The organism is Streptomyces luteoverticillatus (assembly GCF_003970715.1).
Classification (GTDB): domain Bacteria; phylum Actinomycetota; class Actinomycetes; order Streptomycetales; family Streptomycetaceae; genus Streptomyces; species Streptomyces abikoensis.
The window spans coordinates 856,057-873,840 of record NZ_CP034587.1 but is presented as its reverse complement, the minus strand read 5'-3'; the positions used below and the strand labels follow the sequence as shown (position 1 = coordinate 873,840).

The following is a 17,784-nucleotide window of genomic DNA, read 5'->3' as shown; positions in this document are numbered from 1 at the left end:
TCACGGGCGAAACAGCTCACCGCGCCAGAGGGAGAAAGCGCCCCCCTCAGAGCCCGACCGTCAGGTCCGCGTCCCGTTTGATGTGGGGCAGGCGGGCGTTGGTGACCAGGGCGAGTTCGCGTGCTCCGCCCTGGCCCGGGCGCCATTGGCCGCCGATCAGTGGGAGGAGGGCGACGTTGCGCACGGGGCCCGCGGTGAAGTCGAGGAGGCCCGCGACCGTGGCCAGGCGGGTCGTGCCGAGGGTCGCCGCGACCGCGTGCCGGTCGGTGGGGTCGGCGGCGGTGGTCAGGGCGTGGACGGCGACCTCCAGGAGGGCGTGGGCGGGGCCCAGGGGCTGGAGCCAGGGGCGGCCGGTGGTGCTCCGGTAGTCCTGGGCGAGCCGGGCCGCCGTGGTGTCGTCCAGCGAGGAGCGGTAGGGGTGCCGGGGCGTCCAGTAGACGAGTGTGGCGATCCGGGCGTTCGTCAGCCCGTCCGGGGCCGCCGTGAAGCGGGGGTACGCCAGCCAGCGGGAGCAGGTGATCAGCCGGGTGCGCAGTCCCGCCTCGCGGGCCTGCCGGTGGAAGAGGGCCAGGTCGGCGACGGTGGCCGCGCCGGTGACCACGTCCGTCCCGGCCTCCTTGAACCGCCGGACGATGCCCGCGAATCCGGTGGCCGGCTCCCGGTAGCCGCCCGGGTCGACGAGGGTGTGGCCGCGCGCGGCCACCACGGGAGCGAAGCCGTGCCGGGGATGGCGCAGCGCCCGCCCCTGGGGCCCGTCGTTCCACAGGCAGCCCACCGTGCGGCGCGGCCCCACGCGCTCCCACATCTCCGCGAACACCGCGGCGATGTCGTCCAGCCCCCACCCGAAGTGGAACGTCCAGCGGAACGCGCGCCCCGGTTCCGCGCCCCGGTCGAGGGCGTACGCCTGCCAGGGGGAGCCCGTCGACAGGCAGGGGATGCCCAGCACTTCGCAGGCGTCGGCCACGGCCGGCAGCACCCGGGTGCCGCCCATCGCCACGATCGTCGAGGCGCCCTCGTCGCGCACGAGTTCCGCGACCGCGCGGCGCGCCCCGTCGGGGTCGGAGCGGCTGTCGCGCCAGGCGAGCCGGACCGGCCGGCCGCGCACCCCGTCCGCCAGCCGGGGCGCCAGTCTGCCGAGCGCGTACAACAGGGGGTCGCCCAGCCGCGCGAGCCGCCCCGTCCGCGACACGACCGCCCCCACGCACAGCTCCCCCGCCCGCCCACGACCCACCAGGCCGCCCCCGTTCCGCTGCCGTTCCCGCTCCCCGACGGTCCTTTAGGGATCAACGTCCCCCGTCCGCAACATGGTTGACACGCGACACCCCGGACCCGGAAGGGTGATTCCGTACCGTCCCACGCGCCCGAACGATCGGGTCCGGACGGTTACCGTCCGTTCTTTGCAGGGAAGTTGACGGTCATGGCGCTTGAATAGCGGGTGGAACGGGCATTACGGACAGCCGTCATCAAGCCGATCTCGTGACGCCCGGAACCATCGGAGGCGGATGTGCCTCCGGCCCCTGAACACACGTCCGGTGACGTTGTATACGGAAGTTGACACAGGTCATCTCGGGAATGGCCCCGGACGGCCCCTCGTGGGCCGGTGCGGCGGGGTGCCGGACGCTGCGGCGGCTTTCGGCCAACACCCCTCCGGGGCCCGCCGGGCGAGTCCCCGGTGCGCCCCGCGCGGGCTTCGGGCATGACGCACTATATGGCTGAGCGGTCGAGAGGCAGCGATGTCCCTCGGAGCCGTGGCACTCGCGTGCCCGGAGCCCGCGTCGTCGTCGCGCGCCCCGGGCTCCTGGGCGCGCGGCTGGGAACCGGACATCGGCGTCCGTTCCCTGGCAGGGGAGGAGCGTTCGCGGCCGGAGTGGGGATCCGGCCGCCAGGGGGCCGCTCGCGATCACTCGAAGTGCGACGGCGTTCGTCAGGGACGCCGTGCACGTATCAGGCACGGAGGCCCGCGCACCCCGCGCGCGGCTCCGTCCGGGGGGAGACACACATGGGGCGTACGACGCGCGCGGTCGCGGCCTGGGCCGCCGCCGCGATGCTGACGATGGCGCTGCCCGCGGGCAGCGCGAGCGCGGCGGACCTGCCGCCGCGCATCGACCTTCGCCTACTGCTGGTCGACGACGGCGGCCCCGCCGTCGAGGCCATCCGTGCCGAGCTCGACGCGGCCGGCACCCCGTACACCAGACTCGACCTCGCCGACGCGGCCCGCCCCCGCGTCGACGAGGCGTTCCTCAGCGACACCGTGGACGGCAGACCGAGAGCCAAATTCCAGGGCGTGGTCCTGCCCAACGACAACCCCTTCGGCACCAACTCCGCCGAGATGACGGCCCTCGCCGGTTACGAGAAACGATTCGGCATCCGGCAGGTCGACGCCTACACCTACGCCCGCCCGGCCGTCGGCCTGAACACCCCCGACACGGGCGGCTACGCCGGCCCCCTCGACGGACAGACCGCCCAGGTGACTACGGCGGGCGCCACCGGGCCCTTCGGCTACCTCAAGAAAAACGTTCCTTTCGAGGACAACGACCCCGCCGTCAAGGAGAGTTACGGCTACATCGCCGTACCGCTCGCTCAGCAGGAGAAGGGCGCCAGCTACACCAGCCTCGTCGACGCGCCCGTCCCCGGAGGCTCCGGACGCGGCTCGCTGATCGGCCAGTACGACCACGAAGGCCGCAGCGAACTCGTCGTCACCTTCGTCGCCAACCGCTACCAGACGCAGTTCCGCCTGGTCTCCCGGGGCATCGTCGAGTGGCTGACCCGGGGCGTCCACCTGGGCGCCGCCCGCAACTACTTCGGCGTCCACGTCGACGACGTCTTCGCCGCCGACGACCGCTGGGACACCAAGCTCAAGTGCACCCCCGGCGACGTCGACTGCCCCGGCAACCCCGACCCCAGCGCCCCCTCGCTGCGCATGACCGCCGCCGACGCGCAGTACGCCAAGCAGTGGTCCGCCACCCACAACCTGCCCATCGACTTCGCCTACAACGGCGTCGGCAGCGAGGAGTACCGCGCCTCGCACGGCGGGGCGCCCGACCCGCTGCTCCAGCAGTTCGTCGCCGACCAGAAGTCCTTCCGCTGGATCAACCACACCTACACCCACGCCTTCCTCGGCTGCGAGCAGGACACCACCTCCGTGCCCTGGAAGTGCGTCACCGACGCCACCGGCAAGACGCGCTGGGTCAGCCGGCAGACCATCGGCTACCAGGTCGACGAGAACCTCCGCTGGGCCGCCCGCCAGGGCCTGACCGTCGACAAGGACGAGCTGGTCACCGGCGAGCACTCGGGCCTGAAGACCACGCCGCAGCAGCCCCAGGACAACCCCGAACTCGCCCCCGTCCTCGCCCAGACGGGCGTCAAGTGGATCGCCAGCGACACCTCCCGCGAGCGTGAGCAGCGCCCGGTCGGCACCGCCCTGACCGTGCCCCGCTACCCCATGAACGTGTACTACAACGTGGGCAAGGCCACCGAGCAGACCGACGAGTACAACTGGCTCTACACCAAGAAGGCCGACGGCGGCAGCGGCACCTGCGAGAAGTTCCCCGAGACCACCACCTGCCTGTCCAAGCCCCTGGACGTCAAGACCGGCTTCCAGAGCTACATCGCCCCGCTCGAGGCCCGGATCGCCCTCGGCCACGTCCTCGCCAACGACCCGCGCCCGCACTTCATGCACCAGTCGAACCTCTCCGAGGAGCGGATCGGCTACACGGTCCTGGAGAAGGTCCTCGCCGACTACGCCGGCCTCTACGCCGACAACACCCCGCTCGTGAACCTCCGCCAGCGCGACATCGGCGACGAGCTGAGCCGCCGCGCCGCCTGGAGCGCCGCCGTGGCCGCCGGCAAGGTCACCGGCTACCGCGTCGGCAACACCGTCACCGTCACCACGCCCGCCGGGCTCCACACCACCGCGACCGTGCCGGGCGGCACCACCGCCCAGGGCGGCACCGCCTTCGGGTCCGCGTACGCCGGCGCCCGCTCCGGCTGGAGCGCGCCCGCCGCCGACCAGACCCAGCTCACCCTCACCCTGCCCGCCGGCACCCCCGTCGCCCGCGTCGCGGACGGCAGGGCCACCCGGATCCAGGCCCCCGCCGCCGCCCTCCCGGTGCCCCCGGGCGTCGGCCACCGCGTCCCCTTCGGGGCCGGGCACACCGAACGGCGCTGAACCGGCTCGTACCTCCGTGCTGCACCACCCCGCCCCACCGTCTCCTGGAGAGAACCGACTTTCATGCACGGACCGTCAGCCGAACCGGCGTCCGCCACTCCCTCGGTGACCCTGCTCACCGAGGGCACCTACCCCCATAGCCACGGCGGGGTCAGCGTCTGGTGCGACCAGCTCGTCCAGGGCATGCCCGACGTCGACTTCCACGTCATCGCCGTCACCGGCACCGGCCGCGAGGCGCTCGCCTGGGAACTGCCCGGCCACGTCAAGGCCGTGGACACCTTCCCCCTGTGGGGACCGCCACCGGCCGGGCGCGCCCCGCGCGGCCCGCGCCTGCGCCGATTCCTCGCCACCTACGAACAGTTCCTGCTGTCCCTCCTCGACCCCGCGCGCGAAGCGCTCTTCGCGCCCGCCTTCTACCGGCTGGCCGACCACGCCGCCGACGGCACGCTCTTCGCCGCCCTGCGCGGCGAGGCGGCCGCCCGGCTGCTGGCCCGGCTGTGGAACCGGCCGCACCTCGCCACGGCCGCAGCCCGTCCCACGCTCCACGACGCGCTGGCCGCCACCGACCTGCTGGAGCACGCCCTGCGCCCGCTCGCCGCACCGGCCCCCGCCGAGGGGATCACCCACGCGGTCAGCGGGGGCCTGGCCACCCTCCCCGGACTCATCGCCCACCACCGCCACGGCACCCCCTTCCTCCTCACCGAGCACGGCATCTACCTCCGCGAGCGCTACCTCAGCTTCCGCGCCGAGCCGTACCGCTGGCCCGTCAAGGCCGTGATGCTCGGCCTGTTCCGGCTGCTCGCCGAGGAGGGCTACCGCAACGCCGCGCTCGTCACCCCCGGCAACCGCTACAACCGCCGCTGGGAGGAGCACGGCGGCACCCCGCCCGAGCGCATCCGCACCGTCTACAACGGCGTCGACCCCGCCGCCTTCCCGCCCGCCGGCCCCGAGCCGGACCGGCCCACCCTCAGCTGGGCCGGCCGGGTCGACCCCATCAAGGGCCTGGAAACCCTCATCCGCGCCTTCGCCCTCGTACAGAAGGAGATACCCGACGCGCGGCTGCGCCTCTTCGGCGGCACCCCGCGCGGCGGCGAGGGCTACCGCACCGCCTGCGAGGGCCTCGCCGCCGAACTCGGGGTGGCCGACGCGGTCACCTTCGAAGGACGCGTCGACGACATCCGCGACGCCTACGCCGCCGGGAACATCGTGATGCTCTCCAGCATCAGCGAAGGCTTCCCCTTCACCCTCATCGAGGCCATGTCCTGCGGGCGCGCCACCGTCTCCACCGACGTCGGCGGCGTCCGCGAGGCGGTCGGCGACAGCGGGCTGGTCGTCCCGCCGCGCGACCCCGAGGCCATGGCCAAGGCCGCGCTGCGACTGCTCCGCGAACCGGAACTGCGCGCCAAGATGGGGGAGTCGGCACGGCTGCGCGTCATCGAGCAGTTCACCCTCCGGCAGACCATCGACGGATTCCGCGACATCTACCACGACCTCTCCGGCCTGCGGCGCCCCGTCCCCGTGGACGTCATCGCCGACCGGCCCGCCCCCGTCATGGCCCTGGCCGCCGGCGGTGCGGGATGAGCGGACTCCTGCGCCTCGTACCCGGCGAGCCCGAGCCCTCCCACGAGCTCGCCGCCGCGCCCACCGGGACCCGCTCCCGGCCCCGGTGGGCCGCCGACCCCCTCGACGAACTCGCCGAGGAACTGGCCGACGTCTGCGCGGCCGCCGTCCACCCCGACGAGATCGCCGCCGTCCTGGAGGCCGACGGCCTCACCGGCGAACAGATCGCCGAACGCTACGGCCGCGCCGACGCCTTCGAGCTCGCCGCCGAGCTCTTCGCCCGGGTGCCGCGCGGCCACCCCGAACCCGCCCCGCGCCCCGACCCCTGGCGGGCCGGGCCGTGGCAGCCCCTGCTGCGCTCGGTGGTCTTCACCCTGCCCGGCTTCGGCTACGCGCTCGGCTCACCCCTGCTCGCCGGCGCCCGGGACCGCTTCGGGATGCCCGCCGGCACCTGGGCGCTGGTGGCCTCCGCGCTCACCGCCTGGGCCTGGAACCAGGGCCTGGCCCACCGCGCCTACCTCCGGCTCGCCGCCGGCGGCCGGGCCGCGGCGGGCCACTCCCTGAGCGTGGGCGCCCCCCTGGGCGCCCTCCTCGCCACCGTCGCCGCGCTCGCCCTGCGCGCCCCGGCCGGCGTGCTCGTCTTCGCGGCCGGCCAGGCCCTCTACCTGGCCGCCGCCACCGCCCTGCTCGTCCTCGGCCGCGAACGGCTCCTGCTGCTCGCCCTGCTGCCCACCGCCACCGGGGGAGCGGTGCTCGTCGCCGCCCGGCCCCCGGCCCTGCTGGGCACCGGGCTGCTGGTGGCCACGGTCGGCGGCGCGCTCTTCGCCGCCGGGTACGAGACGCTGCGCGCCCGGCGCGGCGAGAAACCGCCCTCCGGGCCGGTGCCCTCGCCCGCCGCGTCCCTGCCCTACGGCCTCTTCGGCCTGGGCTGCGGGCTGCTGACGACCTTCGCCGCCCTCGGCGACGCCCTCGCCCAGCGCGGCGGCGGCGCCGGCGGCCCGGCCGTCATCGCCCTCACCCTCAGCATGGGCCCCGCCGAATGGCTGCTCTACCGCTGCCGGGGCCGCTCGCTGGCGGCGCTCGCCGCCGCCACGACCACCACCGGGCTGCTGTGGCGCGCCGCGCGCGTCCTCGCCCTGTGCGCCGCCGGATACCTGGCGGCCCTGACCGCGCTCGTCCTGGCCGTCGGGGCGCTGTGGCCCGGCGGGGCGCCACCCGCCCCCGGCCGGCTGACCGCCCTGCTGGCGCTCGGCGCGGTGCTGTGGACGGGCCTGCTGCTGCAGGCATACGGCACCGCCTGGGCCCCGGCCCTGCTCTGCCTGGGCGCCGCCGCGGCCGAGGCCGGCGCGCTCCTGCTGGGCGCGGCGTCCCCGGTCACCGACCAGCTCGTCATCTGTTCCGGTGCGGCGGCGGCACTGCTCGCCGTGGCCACCGCCCTGCTCGGCCGGATCACCACCCACCGCTGAGCCACCGTGAAGAAGCCTTGAAGAGGAGAACCCTCGTGTCCGTAAGCGCACTCGTCGCCGTCACCGGTGCCGAAGGATTCATCGGATCGCACCTCGTGGAGGCCCTCGTCGCCGACGGCCACCGGGTCCGCGCGATGGTCCAGTACAACTCCTTCTCGTCCTTCGGCTGGCTGGAGGACCTGCCCGAGGAGGTCATGGAGCACGTCGAGGTCGTCCTCGGCGACGTCCGCGACCCCGGCTCCGTCCAGGGCCTGGTGGCCGGCGCCGAGACCGTCTACCACCTGGCCGCCCTCATCGCGATCCCGTACTCCTACCGGGCCCCGCACAGCTACGTCGAGACGAACGTCACCGGCACCCTCAACGTCCTGGAGGCCGTCCGCCACCAGGGGATCCCGCGCCTGGTCCACACCTCCACCAGCGAGACCTACGGCACCGCGCGGACCGTGCCCATCACCGAGGACCACCCCATCAACACCCAGTCCCCCTACGCCGCCTCCAAGGCCGGCGGGGACCGGCTCGCCGACAGCTACCACGCCAGCTTCGGCCTGCCCGTCGTCACCCTGCGCCCCTTCAACACCTTCGGCCCCCGCCAGTCCATGCGGGCCGTCATCCCCACCGTCATCGGCCAGGTCGCCGCCGGACAGCGCGCCATCACCCTCGGCGACCTGCGGCCCACCCGCGACTTCAGCTACGTCAAGGACACCGTGGCCGCCTTCCGCGCCGTGGGCACCGCGCCCGCCGCCGCCGTCCTCGGCCGCACCTTCAACTCCGGCACGGGCGAGGAGATCTCCATCGGCGACCTGGTGACCCTCATCGGCAAGCTCATGGACACCGACCTCGAGGTGACCGAGGAGGCCGAGCGCGTCCGGCCCGCCAACTCCGAGGTGATGCGGCTGGTCTGCGACTCCTCCCGGCTGCGCGCCGCCACCGGCTGGGCCCCCGCCCACACCCTGGAGCAGGGCCTCGCCGACACCATCGCCTTCTTCCGCGACCCCGCCAACCTCGGCCGCTACAAGACCGGCATCTACAACGTCTGACGTTCCGTCCCGTCGACTGCGTTCCGTCCACCCACGCGGTACCACTCACGCGGCACAAGAGAGGAACGGCACCCACATGCACGCAGTGATTCTCGCCGGAGGCAAGGGCGTCCGGCTCCGCCCGTACACGACCGCACTGCCCAAGCCCCTGGTGCCCATCGGCGACCAGCACGCCATCCTCGAGATCGTCATGCGCCAGCTGGCCGGCGCCGGGTTCACCAGCTGCACCCTCGCCATCGGCCACCTCGGCCACATCATCCGCGCCTACGTCGGCGACGGCTCCCAGTGGGGCCTCGACGTCGACTACACCACCGAGGAGAGCCCCCTGGGCACCATGGGCCCGCTCCTCACCATGACCGACCGGCTCCCCGAGCGCTTCCTGGTGATGAACGGGGACGTCCTCACCGACCTCGACTTCGGCGACGTCCTGCGCGACCACACCGTCTCCGGGGCGCCCCTGACCATCGCCACCTACCCCCGCCGGGTCAGCATCGACTTCGGCGTCCTGACCACCGAGGCGGGCCGGGTCGTCGGCTTCGCCGAGAAGCCCAGCATGGACTACCGCGTCTCCATGGGCGTCTACGGAGTCTCCCGCACCGCCCTCGACCGCTACACTCCCGGACTGCCGCTCGGCTTCGACGAGCTCGTCCTCGACCTGCTGGCGGACGGCACCCCGCCCAACGCCTACGAATTCGACGGCTACTGGCTCGACATCGGCCGCCCCGACGACTACGACCGGGCCAACGCCGAGTTCGCCGTCCGCCGTGACCTGCTGATCAAGGGAGCGTGACCGGCCCCGATGCGCATCCTCGTCCTGGGCGCCACCGGCTTCCTGGGCCGGCACACCGCCTCGCGCCTGCGCGCCCTCCCGGGCGCGCACGTGCGGGTCGCCGGCCGCGCCCCCGCCGCCGGGCCGCCCTCCGGCCCGGCGCCCGCCGAGCTGCCGCCCGTCGACCTGGCGGCCGCCGACCCCGGCCGGCTCGCGGCCCTGCTGCGCGAGGCCGCCCCCGACGTCGTCGTCAACTGCGCGGGGGCGGTCGGCGGCAGCGCCGTGACCCTCACCGCCGTCAACGCCCGCGGCCCCGCCGTGCTCTGCGAGGCCCTGAGCGCCGCCGCCCCGGACGCCCGGCTGGTCCACCTGGGCTCGGCGGCCGAGTACGGGCCCGCCGAGGCCCGGCTGCCCGTCGGCGAGGGCGCCCCGGCCCGCCCGCTCGGCCTCTACGGCGCGAGCAAGCTGGCCGGCACCCTCGCCGTCACCGGCTCCGGCCTGGACGCCGTCGTCCTGCGGGTGTTCAACCCCGTCGGCCCCGGTGCCCCCGCCGCCTCCCTCCCCGGCCGCCTCGCCGCCGAACTGCGCCGGGCGGGACCCGACGACCGCGTCCGCACCGGGGACCTCTCCGCCCACCGCGACTTCGTCGACCCGCGCGACGTCGCCGAGGCCGTCGCCCTCGCCGTCACCGCCCCCCGCCCCCTGCCCGCCGTCCTCAACATCGGCAGCGGCACCGCCCGCCCGGTCCGCGACGTGGCCGAAGGGCTGCTGCGCGCGGCCGGGTTCACCGGCCCGGTCGGCGACCGCGTCGCCGAGGACGGCGACGGCTCGCCGCGCTCGGCCGCCGTCCCCTGGCAGCAGGCCGACATCACCGCCGCCGGCCGCACCCTGGACTGGGTGCCCCGGCACTCCTTCACCGAATCGCTCACCGACCTGTGGGCCGCCACCGCGCCCGCCACGGAGCCCGTGCCATGACCACCACCGCGCCCGCCGCCCACCGGGACGACGGGCGGCTGCTCGTCCCGCTCTACGTCCACCCCGCCACCCACCCCGAGGAGTGGGCGGCGCTGCTCGACGCCGCCCCCCGGCTCTACGGGGTCGTCCTCAACGTCGCCGACGGCCCCGGCGCCCGCCCCGACCCCGCCTTCCACACGGCGGCCGGACGGCTGCGCGCCGCCGGCGTCCGGCTGCTGGGCTACGTCGACACCGGCTACGGCCACCGCCGCACCGGCGCCGTGGTCGCCGACATCCGCCGCCACCGCCGGTGGTACGACGTGGACGGCGTCTTCCTCGACCAGGTCCCGGCGCAGGACACCGCGCTGCCCCGCTACCGCCGCGTGGTGCTGGCCGCCCGGGTGCTGGGCGCGCGTACGGCCGTCCTCAACCCCGGCACCCACCCCGAGCCCGGGTACGCCTCGCTCGCCGACCTCCTGGTCACCTTCGAGGGCACGTGGGAGGACTACCGGCGCGCCCGGGTCCCGGAGTGGACGACCGGCCATCCACCGGAGCGGTTCTGTCACCTCGTGCACGGCGTGCCCGAGGAGCGCACGGCGGGCGTGGCGCGGCTCGCCGCCCGGCGCGGCGCCGCCGTGCACTGCGCGGTGCCGGGCACGGGGGCCAACCCCTGGCGCTCGGTGCCCCGGGCGGCCGCCGGGCTCGCGGCGGGGGGCGCGATATGAACGCGCGGAGTGGGATGGGTTCTTGGCGCGGCAGGAGCGCTCGGCGCGGCGCGGGCGCTGTGCGTGGCACGAGCGCTTGGCGCGTCCGGGCGGGGCTGTGCGCCGCGCTGCTGCTGGTCCTGGCGGGCTGCTCCTCGTCGCCCGCCGACGACGACGGGCCGGACGGGGACGACGGCGGCGCCACGGCGGCCCCCCGCGCCTCGGGTGCCCCGCGTTCCCCTCAGGCCTCGGGCAAGCCGGAGGCCTCCGGCACTCCTGACGCCTCCGCCTCGCCGGGAAGTTCGGCCACGGGGTCGGCGCCGGGGTCGGCCGGGGCCCGTTGGCAGCCGAAGCCGGGTACCAACTGGCAGTGGCAGCTGGACGGAAAGGCCGACACCTCGGTGGACGCCCCCGTCTACGACATCGACGGCTTCGAGAATTCGGCCGAAACCGTGGCCCAATTGCATTCCCGCGGCCGGAAGGTGATCTGTTACATCAATGCCGGCGCCTGGGAGGACTTCCGGCCCGACCAGGGAAAATTCCCCAAGACCCTGCTCGGCAACAAGAACAAGGGGTGGAAGGGCGAGAAATGGTTCGACATCCGCCGCCTCGACACCCTGCGACCGCTCATGGCGGCCCGGATGGACATGTGCCGGCAGAAGGGGTTCGACGCCGTCGAACCGGATCTGACCGAGGGATTCCGCAATACCACCGGCTTTCCGCTGACGGCCGATCACCAGCTCGCCTTCAACCGGATGCTGGCGGATCTCGCTCATGAGCGGGGCATGGCCATCGGGCTGAAGAACGACCTGGACCAGATCCCGCAGCTGGTGAACGTCTTCGACTTCGCGGTGAACGAGCAGTGCGCGCAGTACGACGAGTGCGAGAAGCTCAGCCCCTTTGTGAAGCAGGACAAAGCGGTCTTTCATGTCGAATACGAACTGCAGCCGGGGGAGTTCTGTGCCACGGCGCGGCGGCTCGGGCTGAGCTCGATGCAGAAGAAGCTGGAGCTGGACGCCTGGCGCCGGCCCTGCTGAGCGGCGCTCCCGGAATTACTCGTTCCATGCTGCAAGTACCCGCGGTCACAGGGGTTTAGGGCCAGTTCGGCGGGGGCGCGCGGCGTGCGGTTCCGGGTCTGCTCCCGAAGTGAAGAAGTTCACAGATGACCGCCCGGGTGCCGGATTTTAATGATTCATGGTGCAGGATCTCTCACCGAACACAAGATCCCGTCACCCTGGCGGGCCACCCGGGCGGACGCCGAGTCCTGCCGCCGCCCCGGGTGCGGCATCGAATTGATGAATCGGCAGGAGCGGGAGACCCAAGCGGTACGGATCACGAAGTCGGTGGTCCTTGGGGTGAAGCCGGGAAATCCGGCCGGGCAACTTCGCAGCCCGAACCCGACAGGTCATCTTTCGTAGGCGGATGTCGAAGGGCTTCGGCATGTCTGCTATGCCTCGCATTCCCGCGCTCATATCCCGCGCCGGCACCGCCTCGGCCGTCACCGCCGCCACGCTGGCGGCATCGGTGCTCGTCCCCGGCCTCGCCTCCCAGGCGTCCGCGGCCACCCCCGGCGAGCAGGCCCTGAGGGTCGCCGCCGCCAAGGCGGGCTCCCCCTACCAGTACGGCGCCGCCGGCCCGAACCGGTTCGACTGCTCGGGCCTGACCCAGTACTCGTTCAAGAAGGTCGGCAAGAGCCTGCCGCGCGTGGCCGCCGACCAGTACAACCGCACCCGGCACATCTCCGGCGGCTCCCGCCAGGTCGGCGACCTGGTGTTCTTCCACTCGGGCAGCAACGTCTACCACGTGGGGATCTACGCGGGTAGCAACAAGATCTGGCACGCCCCCAAGCCCGGCACCACGGTCCGCCTGGAGAAGATCTGGACCGGCAGCGTCTGGTACGGACGCGTCAACTAGGCTCCTTGATCGGGCGGTCCGGAATCCCGGGCCGTCCGACATCCGCGTTCGCGCACGGGGGTGCCGCTTCCGGGCGTGGGAGGGAGCGACGATGAGCGATGTCACCGGCGTCACGGGCGTAACCGGCCCCACCGGCTCCACCGGCCTCAGTCGTCCGGAGGTCCGTACGGACCGGGGCACCGTACGGGGCCGCACCGAGGACGGCCTCGCCGTCTTCCGGGGGATCCCCTACGCCCAGCCGCCCGTGGGCGAGCTGCGCTTCATGGCTCCCCGCCCGGCCCACGCCTGGGACGGCGTGCGGGACGCGGCGGAGTTCGGCCCGCCGCCCCCGCAGTCCGGCCCGATCCCCGCGACCGGCACGGCCACCGGCGACGACTGGCTCACCCTCAACGTCTGGTCGCCGGACCCCGGCGGCTCCGGACTGCCCGTGCTGGTGTGGATCCTGGGCGGCGGCTACGTCTCCGGCCACGCGGGCGACCCGCTCTATGACGCCGGGCTCCTGGCCCGGCAGGGCGGCCTCGTCGTGGTCACCGTCAACTACCGGGTGGGCGCCGAGGCGTCCGCCCAGCTCGAGGGCGCCCCCGCCAACCGGGGCCTGCTCGACCTGATCGCGGCCCTGGAGTGGGTCCAGGGGAACATCGCCGGCTTCGGCGGCGATCCCGCGCGCGTCACCGTCGCCGGCCAGTCCTCCGGCGCCGGCTCGATCGCCACCCTGCTGGCCGTCCCCCGCGCCGCCGGCCTCTTCCGCCGTGCGACAGCCCAGTCCGTCCCCGGCCTCTACACCACCCCGGCCCTCGCCTCCGCCCTCGCCGCCGAGCTCGCCGGGAGCCTGGGCACCACCCCCACGGTGGCCGGACTCGCCACGATCGACCCGTGGCGGCTGGCCGAGGCGATCACCCCGATGATGTACGGCCTGCCCGCCCAGGCCGACCGCTGGGGACCGCTGGCCCGGACCGGCTCCCCGTTCTCCGTCGTGGTGGACGGCGACCTCGTGCCGGAGACGCCCTGGACGGCCCTGCCGGACGGCCGGGCGAGCGGCGTCGACCTGCTGACCGGTCACACCCGGGACGAGTTCCGGCCGTTCCTCGTGATGAGCGGCGGCCGCGACAAGGTCACCGACGAGGACACCACGGCGGCGCTGAACGCCTTCGCCCCCGGCCCCGACGGCCCCCGCGCCTACCGCGCCGCCTACCCGGACGCCACCCCCGTGGAACTCTTCGAGACCGTCCACAGCGACGTCCTGTTCCGCATGCCCTCGCTCCACCTCGCCGAGGCCCACACCGCCGGCGGCGGCACGGCGCACCTGTACGAGCTGCGCCGCCCCGCGCCCGTCCTGGGCGGCGCGCTCGGCGCGGCCCACGGGCTCGACGTGTCACTGCTGTTCGGCACCTACGACGCCCCGCAGGCCCGGCTGCTGCTCGGCGAGGGGCCCGTCCCCGAGGACCTCCTGGCCGTCGGGGAGGAGATCCGCCGCTCGTGGACGGCCTTCGCCACCCACGGCGACCCGGGCTGGCCCGCCCACCAGGCCGCCGACGGCCGCCTCACCCGCCTCCTCGACACGGAGCCGAGCACGGCCCCGTACCCGGAGGAGCCGTCCCGAAAGGTCTGGGAGGGGCGAACGGTCCGTCCCTACGACCTGCCGGCCTGACCGCCGGCGGGGCAACGACGGCCCGGGGGCGCCGCGAGCGCACCCGGGCGCCGGGTCAGCAGCCCGCCATCTTGCCGTAGGCGATCCAGACCTCGCCCTTGTTGTTGAGGCTGACGTTCCCGGACTTGTGCAGCCCGGTGTACTTCCCGCGGTACTTCCGCAACTCTCCGACGGGCGACTCCAGCGTCATGTAGGGGGAGTCGGGCTTCCAGTCCCCGGAGAACTTCGCGTAGACATCGTGCGTCCCGTCGGTACCGCTCGCCCAGCAGGCGCGGGAGCCGGAGTAGAGCACGAGGTTGCCGTCGTACTGCATCTCCAGGCGGTAGCCGCCGTTCTGGAGACAGTGGCCGGGGATGAGCCTGTCGGTGAACGATGTGCCGTCGCCGCGGCACCCCTGCGCATGGTGCGCGGCATGCGAGGGGGCGGCCGTGGCCTGCCCTGCCGTCGTGGCCAGGGCGACCGCCAGCAGATTCGCCGCGACGATCGCGCAGGCACGGAAGGCTGTCCTCATACTTGTTCCGCCTGTTCTTGTGAGCGTTTCACAGGTCCGGTACTCCGGACGCAGACAGTACTGGCACGCTCACGCCAAGTGGCCGGTGTATCCCTCAGACTCACCCCGGCGTGTGTACACGCTCGCCGAGGCCGGACGAGGGGACGCGCCTTACTCCACCGCGTCCAGGTACACCCAGTGGCCGTCCTCCCGTACGAAGCGGCTGAGTTCGTGCTGGGAGCCGGTCTCGCCGTGGGTCTCGTAGTGGGCGCGGAACTCGACCGTGCCGTCGTTGTGGAAGGTGCTGCCGCCGGTCGTGGCCAGGATGTCGAGGCCGGTCCAGCGGATGCCGGGGTCGAGGTCGAGGTCGGCCGGGCGCGTGGTGGAGTGCCAGGTGCGCAGCAGGTAGTGGGGGTCGAGGACGACGAAGGCGCTGTAGCGCGAGCGCATCAGGCGTTCGGGGGTGGGGGCGGTGGCGCGGCCGGCGTGGAAGGCGCCGCAGCAGTCGCCGTACGTCGCGTCGAGCCCGCAGGGGCACGGGGAGCCGGCGGTGACGACGGGCGGCTTCGGGGAACGTGAGCTTCTTCTGGACACCCCCCGATTCTGCCTGCCCGGAGGAGCGCCCCCGGCCACGGGGGCGAACCCTTTCGGCGGCAGGGCCGGATGGCGTCGCCCTCGCTGTTCTTTCGGGTGAATTCCCAGCTCATCGGGGTGTGCGGGCCCGGCGCCCGGTGCCGGTCACCGGGTGCGACCGGTTGCGCGCCCATCCGGCGCGGCGGACGGTGGTCGGGTCCCGACAGGTGTTCGGGCTTTCGGAAGGGAGTCATCCGTATGCGCGGCACCAAGCTCACCGCCATAGCCACGACCCTCGTCTGCGGTTCGGTCGCCGGCTCGGTCGTCCTGGGCGTCACCGGACCCGCGCTCGCCGCCGGCCGCGCGGCGCGGCCCGCCGCCGCGGCGACCGAGCCGGCGGACTCCATCGGCAGCCTGGGCGAGACCCTCCACCTCGGCTCCCGGATCACCAAGGAGGCCGACTCCTGGAACCCCGACGTGGAGCACCTGCGGGATCTGAGAACGCGGCTGCGGGAATCAGCCGAGCGGCTGCTCGCCGACGTCCGGGCGGTCAAGGCCAAGACCCCGGCCCGCCCCGGCGCCGACGGCCTGGCGGTCGACCCGCTCTCGGACGTCAAAACACAGTTGGACACCCTGGTCAAGGACGTGAACGACCTGCTGGCGGCCGTCGACGCCAAGGACGTCGGCAAGGTCACGGCCCTCAACGGCAAGGTGACCGCGGACCTCCGGGCCCTCCTCACCTCCGTGCCCAAGCTCCTGGCGAACCCCGCGCCCCTCCCGGGACCGTAGCCACCTCCGCTCCTCCCGGCACACCCCTGTTCGACGGCGCCCGGCTCCGCTACGGTCGGCCCGGTGCGCAGACGTCTGTTCGTCGCAGCGATCCTGACCGCCTCCCTGACGACCGCCTGCGGCGGCGAGGGCTCGGAGGAGCCGGACCCGGATCCCTCCCGCTCCCGGCGCGCCGACCAGGCCGAACCGCTCTTCCACTGCGGCCGCCGGGCCAGCGCCCAGAACCCGGCGTTCTCCCCGGACGGACGCTCGCTCCTCTTCACCGTCTTCGAGGACGGCTACAACGAGGGCGCCGCCGCCCTGCGCGTCCTGCCCCTGGCCGTCGGCGACGGCGGCACGCCCGGGGCCACGCCCCGCACCCTGCTCGACGAGCGGGACAAGGCGGCCGTGAACCTGCCGGGTTCGAGCTGGAACCCGTCCGGCGAGGTGGCCTTCGCCTCCGACCGGGCCGGCGGCGGCCGGGACGAGGTCTGGGTGCTCAGACCCGGCGGACGGCCCACCCGGGTGACCGAGCACGAGGGCCCCTCCGGTTATCTGGAGCCCAGCTTCTCCCCGGACGGCGCGTGGATCGTCTTCCAGGAGAGCGTCGAGCGCGAGGGCTCCGGCGACGGCGCCGAGCTCGGCTCCCTGTGGAAGGTCCGGCGCGACGGCAGCCGCGCCACCAAGCTCGTGGACGGCCCCGCCACCCGGACCGACAACCGCCAGCCCAACTGGTCCCCCAGGGGCGACCGGCTGGTCTTCCAGCGGCGCGAGGAGGACGGCGACGACTGGGCGCTGTACGTCATGAACGCGGACGGCTCGGGCCGGCGCCGCCTCACCCGGGACGCGGGGGAGCACACCGACCCCAGCTGGTCGCCGGACGGGCGGTCGGTGGTGTTCTCCTCCACGGCGGGCGGCCTGGAACTGCCGCAGATCTTCGTCATCCCCGCCGACGGCTCCGGGGCCCCGGTCCGCGTGACCAGGAACCCCGACACCTACGACGGCGCCCCCAGCTGGTCCCCGGACGGCCGCTGGATAGCCTTCGAGTCCCACGAGGGCGGCGAGGACCGCCCGAGCTCCCTGTGGCGGATCCCGGCTCCCCGGACCTGAGAGCGGGACGGGACGCCGGAGTCGAACGGATTCTCGTAATCCGGGGTGGAGGGAAACACTCCGCAGTACCGTGCCCTTGCGGAACTCACGTCACAGGAGGGCGCGATGGGCTCTGGAGCGACTTCAGCCGGCGGACGTACGGTGCGCGACGTGGTCCACGAGGTCGTGGCCGAGGTCGCGCCGGAGGAGCTGCCCCTGGTGGCGGCGCTGGCCCGGTTCGACGACGCCACGGTCGTCCGGCGGCTGGGCCGCACGGGCGGGCGGCGCGAGCCGCTGGGGTTCGGGCTGGGCGAGGTCGTGGCGATGGCCGCGCCCGTGGTCTGGCTCGTCCTGGACGAGGCGGGGCGCCGGATGGCGGACGCCGTCGTGGACGCCGCGGCCACCAGGTCGAGGTCCGTGCTGCGCAGGGTCCTCCGCCGGCCGTCCGCGCCCGTCGTCCTCCCCGCCCTGAGCCCGGAGCAGCTGGCCGAGATCCGCCGGCGCGTGGTGGAGACGGCCCTGGCGCGGGGTCTGACGGCGCGCCGGGCGGAGACGATCGCCGACGCGGTGGTGGCCCGGCTGGCGCTGGCGGAGGCGGGGGACGGGACACCGGAGTCCCCCGCGCCGGAGCGGGGCTAGCGCCG

Annotated in this window: 16 protein-coding genes and 1 riboswitch; of the genes, 13 read left to right on the top strand and 3 right to left on the bottom strand. The window is 74.1% G+C overall.

Translation table 11 applies throughout. The annotated features are described in order from the left end of the window. Window positions 1-46 precede the first annotated feature (46 nt). Window positions 47-1,201, bottom strand: coding sequence for an ABC transporter substrate-binding protein (locus EKH77_RS03555; protein ID WP_240667204.1), 1,155 nt, complete (start codon window positions 1,199-1,201; stop codon window positions 47-49). A gap of 798 nt (window positions 1,202-1,999) precedes the next feature. Between EKH77_RS03555 and EKH77_RS03550 the strand changes: the two genes are divergently transcribed. From EKH77_RS03550 to EKH77_RS03505, 10 genes are all read left to right on the top strand, one after another. Continuing rightward, on the top strand, window positions 2,000-4,168 hold the full coding sequence (locus tag EKH77_RS03550) for a hypothetical protein (RefSeq protein WP_126912977.1): 2,169 nt from the start codon (window positions 2,000-2,002) through the stop codon (window positions 4,166-4,168). A gap of 63 nt (window positions 4,169-4,231) precedes the next feature. Beyond that, window positions 4,232-5,749: a GT4 family glycosyltransferase PelF gene (gene pelF, locus EKH77_RS03545; protein ID WP_126912976.1), complete on the top strand. Its 1,518-nt coding sequence runs from the start codon at window positions 4,232-4,234 to the stop codon at window positions 5,747-5,749. Next, window positions 5,746-7,194, top strand: coding sequence for a hypothetical protein (locus EKH77_RS03540; RefSeq protein ID WP_206279807.1), 1,449 nt, complete (start codon window positions 5,746-5,748; stop codon window positions 7,192-7,194). The genes pelF and EKH77_RS03540 overlap by 4 nt, the downstream gene beginning before the upstream one ends. A gap of 35 nt (window positions 7,195-7,229) precedes the next feature. Beyond that, complete coding sequence (locus EKH77_RS03535; RefSeq protein WP_126912975.1) at window positions 7,230-8,231, top strand: SDR family NAD(P)-dependent oxidoreductase; 1,002 nt, start codon at window positions 7,230-7,232, stop codon at window positions 8,229-8,231. Window positions 8,232-8,307: 76 nt separating this feature from the next. Then, the gene (locus EKH77_RS03530) at window positions 8,308-9,021 is read left to right on the top strand and encodes a sugar phosphate nucleotidyltransferase (protein ID WP_126912974.1); all 714 of its coding nucleotides are present in this window, start codon (window positions 8,308-8,310) and stop codon (window positions 9,019-9,021) included. Window positions 9,022-9,030: 9 nt separating this feature from the next. Continuing rightward, complete coding sequence (locus EKH77_RS03525) at window positions 9,031-9,975, top strand: NAD-dependent epimerase/dehydratase family protein (RefSeq protein ID WP_126912973.1); 945 nt, start codon at window positions 9,031-9,033, stop codon at window positions 9,973-9,975. Then, window positions 9,972-10,679, top strand: coding sequence for a spherulation-specific family 4 protein (locus EKH77_RS03520; protein WP_126912972.1), 708 nt, complete (start codon window positions 9,972-9,974; stop codon window positions 10,677-10,679). Before EKH77_RS03525 ends, EKH77_RS03520 begins: the two co-directional genes overlap by 4 nt. Window positions 10,680-10,738: 59 nt before the next feature. After that, the gene (locus EKH77_RS03515; RefSeq protein WP_240667203.1) at window positions 10,739-11,695 is read left to right on the top strand and encodes an endo alpha-1,4 polygalactosaminidase; all 957 of its coding nucleotides are present in this window, start codon (window positions 10,739-10,741) and stop codon (window positions 11,693-11,695) included. 246 nt (window positions 11,696-11,941) lie between these two features. Further along, window positions 11,942-12,094: riboswitch (cyclic di-AMP (ydaO/yuaA leader) on the top strand. Between the two features lie 4 nt (window positions 12,095-12,098). Beyond that, window positions 12,099-12,572, top strand: coding sequence for a C40 family peptidase (locus EKH77_RS03510; protein WP_126912970.1), 474 nt, complete (start codon window positions 12,099-12,101; stop codon window positions 12,570-12,572). A 91-nt stretch (window positions 12,573-12,663) separates the two neighbouring features. Continuing rightward, window positions 12,664-14,220: a carboxylesterase/lipase family protein gene (locus EKH77_RS03505; protein ID WP_126912969.1), complete on the top strand. Its 1,557-nt coding sequence runs from the start codon at window positions 12,664-12,666 to the stop codon at window positions 14,218-14,220. Between the two features lie 55 nt (window positions 14,221-14,275). Here the strand turns inward: EKH77_RS03505 and EKH77_RS03500 are convergent, their stop codons facing one another. Then, complete coding sequence (locus EKH77_RS03500) at window positions 14,276-14,731, bottom strand: hypothetical protein (RefSeq protein ID WP_126912968.1); 456 nt, start codon at window positions 14,729-14,731, stop codon at window positions 14,276-14,278. Between the two features lie 150 nt (window positions 14,732-14,881). Next, complete coding sequence (locus EKH77_RS03495; RefSeq protein WP_126912967.1) at window positions 14,882-15,304, bottom strand: YchJ family protein; 423 nt, start codon at window positions 15,302-15,304, stop codon at window positions 14,882-14,884. Window positions 15,305-15,541: 237 nt separating this feature from the next. Between EKH77_RS03495 and EKH77_RS03490 the strand changes: the two genes are divergently transcribed. The 3 genes from EKH77_RS03490 to EKH77_RS03480 all read left to right on the top strand — a co-directional run bounded on the left by EKH77_RS03490 (window position 15,542) and on the right by EKH77_RS03480 (window position 17,779). Continuing rightward, on the top strand, window positions 15,542-16,072 hold the full coding sequence (locus EKH77_RS03490) for a hypothetical protein (protein ID WP_126912966.1): 531 nt from the start codon (window positions 15,542-15,544) through the stop codon (window positions 16,070-16,072). Between the two features lie 63 nt (window positions 16,073-16,135). Continuing rightward, entirely contained in the window at window positions 16,136-17,161 is a 1,026-nt protein-coding gene (locus tag EKH77_RS03485) for a PD40 domain-containing protein (RefSeq protein ID WP_126912965.1), read from the top strand. Between the two features lie 150 nt (window positions 17,162-17,311). Further along, window positions 17,312-17,779 carry a hypothetical protein gene (locus EKH77_RS03480; protein ID WP_240667202.1) on the top strand — a complete coding sequence of 156 codons (468 nt, stop codon included), beginning with the start codon at window positions 17,312-17,314 and terminating at the stop codon, window positions 17,777-17,779. Window positions 17,780-17,784 lie beyond the last annotated feature (5 nt).